Raw genomic sequence first — 3,109 nt, 5'->3', positions numbered from 1 at the left:
GCGCGGCCGGCGCCTTCCTGTTCGCCTGGCTGCGGCGCATGCTCACCTGGCGCAGCCTGTTCGAGGTGCTGGTGGAATCGGCCCGCACCACGGCCATGCTGTTCACGCTGCTGATCGCGGCCACGCTGTTCGCCAACTTCGTCAACTTCACCACCCTGCCCGGCGACCTCAAGGACTGGATCACGCACCTGGGCCTCTCGCCCACCATGATCGTGGTGGCGATGATGGCGATCTACGTGGTGCTGGGCACCGTGATGGAGGAACTGACGATGGTGCTGCTGACCATCCCGCTGTTCTTCCCCATCGTCACCTCGCTGGGATTCGACCCGGTGTGGTTCGGCGTGCTGATCGTGATGATCGTGCAGATCGGCCTGATCTCGCCGCCGGTGGGCATGAACCTGTTCGTGATCAACTCGCTGCTGCCGGGCGTCGGCCTGGGGCAGATCTTCCGCGGCTGCTGGCCCTTCGTGCTGGTGATGGTCGGGATGCTGGGCGTGCTGATCGCCTTCCCGCAACTCAGTCTGTGGCTGCCGTCCCTGATGAAGTGACCTGCGTGCGCAGGTGCACCACCCGCTGCGGATAGGGGATGTCGATCTTCGCCGCCCGCAGCCCCGCCAGGATGCGGATGTTCACGGCGGAGAGCACGCCGCCGGAGCCGTTCTGCGGATCCTCGATCCAGAAGGCCAGGCGGAACTCCAGGCCGTCGGCGCCGAAGCGCACCAGCTGCACCGAGGGCCCCGGCTCGGCCATCACCCGCGGCACGCCGCGCGCGGCCTCCAGCAGGATCGTGCGCACCTGCTCGACGTCCGCCTCGTAGCTCACCGCCACGTCGGTGGACAGCAGCACCCGGGGATCCGCGAGCGACAGGTTCTCGATGCGCTGCGTGATCAGCATCTCGTTGGGGACCACCGACTCGCGGCCGCCCAGCGAGCGGATCAGCGTGTAGCGGGTCTTGATGTCCGCCACGATGCCCTCGAAATTGTCCACCCGCACGGTGTCGCCGATGCGCAGGCTCCGTTCGGCCAGGATCACGAAGCCGCTCACGTAGTTGGCCGCCAGCTTCTGCAGGCCGAAGCCGATGCCCACGCCCAGCGCGCCCCCCAGCACCGAGAGCGCCGTGAGGTCCACGCCCACGGCCGACAGCGCGAACAGGAAGCCGACCGTCAGCAGCACGGCGCGGATCGCGTTGCTCGCCACCTTGCGCAGCGACAGGTCGGCCACGGCCTCGTGCAGCACCTTGCGCTCCAGCGCCGCCGAGACCCACAGCGCCAGCACCAGCACCAGGCCGGAGGACAGCACGCCCTGCACGATGGTGAGCAGGCTCACCTGCGACTTGCCGAAGGCGAAGCTGATCTTCTCCATCTCCGCCATCACGGGCTGCAGCAGGCCCAGGATCCACAGCGCCGCGGCGATCCACGCGATCCAGGAGAACAGGCGCTCCACCAGCCGCGCCATCGCCGACCGGGGAAAGACCAGCGTGAACACGCGCGCGAGCAGCCGGATGCCGGCCAGCGCCACCAGCACCGGCACCGCGATGCGCAGCAGCGGCACCGGCTGGAAGCGGCCTTCGACCAGGGAAGCGGTGTAGGTGAGGGCCAGCGCCAGCAGCGGGAACAGCAGGCCGTCGACGAGGGCTCGGCCGAACCACACCGAGTCGCCGCGCCGGTCGCGGCCGACCAGCCAGCTCACGCCGAAGGCGACCAGCAGGCTGGCCGCCAGGGTGGCCAGCTCCCACGCCGCCGCGCCAGGATCCAGCGCGAAGAGCAGGCGCTCCAGTTCTGCGATGCCCCCGCCGGGCGCGAGCCCGTTCATCGGGTCCAGTTCGGCTTTCTCTTCTCGGCGAACGCGCTCACGCCCTCCAGGGCGCAGCCGTCCATCATGTTCGCGGCCATGGTCTGCGCCGCCAGCTGGTACGCCGCCTCGATGCCCATTTCGCGCTGGCGGTAGAACAGTTCCTTGCCCATGGCGAGCGCGAGACGCGGCTTGGCCAGGATGCTCGCGAGCAGCCGTTCGACCTCGGCATCGACCTGGTCGGGCGCCACCGCGTGGTTCACCAGCCCGCGCGCCTGCGCCTCCTGCGCCGAAATGAATTCGCCGGTGACCAGCATCTCCATCGCCTGCTTGGCCGGCACGTTGCGCAGCAGCGGCACGCTGGGGGTGGAGCAGAACAGGCCGTAGTTGACGCCGCTCACCGCGAAGCGCGCTTCGGTGGATGCGACGGCGAGGTCGCACTGCGCCACCAGCTGGCAGCCGGCCGCGGTGGCGATGCCCTGCACGCGCGCGATCACCGGCACCGGCAGCTTCTGGATCGCCAGCATCATGCGGCTGCACTGCGCGAACAACTGCTGGTAGTAGGCCAGCTCCGGCCGCGCGATCATTTCCTTCAGGTTGTGGCCGGCGCAGAAGGCCTTGCCGGCGGCGGCGAGCACCACCACCCGCACGCCCTCGTCGCCGCCCAGGCGGTCGAGCGCGGACTGCACGGCGGCGATCATCTCCTCCGACAGGGCGTTGAAGCTCGCCGGCCGGTTCATGGTCAGCGTGACGACGCCGCGGGCGTCGCGGCTTTCGAGCAGGGCGGGCTCAGACATCGGCCAGCGCCCGCACGTGCGCCTCCACGCTGCGGCCCAGGGCACTCAGGTTGTAGCCGCCCTCCAGGCAGGACACGATGCGGCCCTTGGCATGGCGTCGGGCCACCTCGCGGATCTTCTGCGTGATCCAGGCGTAGTCGGCCTCCACCATCCCGAGCTGGCCGAGATCGTCCTCGCGGTGGGCGTCGAAGCCGGCGCTGATGAAGATCATCTCCGGCCTGAACTCCTCCAGCCGCGGCAGCCACAGCGTGTCGACGATCTCGCGGATGGCGGGGCCGCGCGTGAAGGCGGGCACCGGCACGTTGACCATGTTGTCCGCCTTCGGATCGGTGCCGCTGTAGGGATAGAAGGGATGCTGGAAGATGCCCACCATCAGCACGCGCTCGTCGCCCGAGAGGATGTCCTCGGTGCCGTTGCCGTGGTGCACGTCGAAGTCGACCACCGCCACGCGCTGCAGGCCGTGCCGCTCCAGTGCGTAGAGCGCTGCCACCGCGACATTGTTGAAGAAGCAGAAGCCCATG

Annotated in this window: 3 protein-coding genes and 1 pseudogene; 1 reads left to right on the top strand and 3 read right to left on the bottom strand. The window is 69.3% G+C overall.

All coding sequences use genetic code 11. The features are described from left to right. Positions 1 to 548 (top strand): TRAP transporter large permease subunit (locus tag VFM98_RS25460; protein ID WP_325112681.1); only part of this gene is annotated, 548 nt, incomplete at its 5' end. On the opposite strand, the gene VFM98_RS25455 is transcribed toward VFM98_RS25460, so the two are convergent. From VFM98_RS25455 to VFM98_RS25445, 3 genes and pseudogenes are all read right to left on the bottom strand, one after another. Continuing rightward, positions 517 to 1,812 (bottom strand): mechanosensitive ion channel family protein, encoded by a 1,296-nt coding sequence (locus tag VFM98_RS25455; RefSeq protein ID WP_325112680.1) that lies wholly within the window; start codon positions 1,810 to 1,812, stop codon positions 517 to 519. The two genes, VFM98_RS25460 and VFM98_RS25455, sit on opposite strands and share 32 nt — an antisense overlap. Further along, positions 1,809 to 2,588: an enoyl-CoA hydratase gene (locus VFM98_RS25450; RefSeq protein ID WP_325112679.1), complete on the bottom strand. Its 780-nt coding sequence runs from the start codon at positions 2,586 to 2,588 to the stop codon at positions 1,809 to 1,811. Before VFM98_RS25450 ends, VFM98_RS25455 begins: the two co-directional genes overlap by 4 nt. Then, positions 2,581 to 3,109 (bottom strand): annotated as a pseudogene (locus VFM98_RS25445) (histone deacetylase family protein); the annotation flags it as partial. The gene VFM98_RS25450 and the pseudogene VFM98_RS25445, both read right to left, overlap by 8 nt.

The organism is Ramlibacter sp. (assembly GCF_035706265.1).
Lineage (GTDB): Bacteria > Pseudomonadota > Gammaproteobacteria > Burkholderiales > Burkholderiaceae_C > Ramlibacter.
Note: the sequence above shows the minus strand (reverse complement) of the source record. Positions and strands in the feature narration are given on the sequence as shown.

Bases quoted from the DNA above. Each gene is read 5' to 3' on its own strand.
- VFM98_RS25455 (WP_325112680.1), bottom strand. From the start codon at position 1,812: ATGAACGGGCTCGCGCCCGGCGGGGGCATCGCAGAACTGGAGCGCCTG.
- VFM98_RS25450 (WP_325112679.1), bottom strand. From the start codon at position 2,588: ATGTCTGAGCCCGCCCTGCTCGAAAGCCGCGACGCCCGCGGCGTCGTC.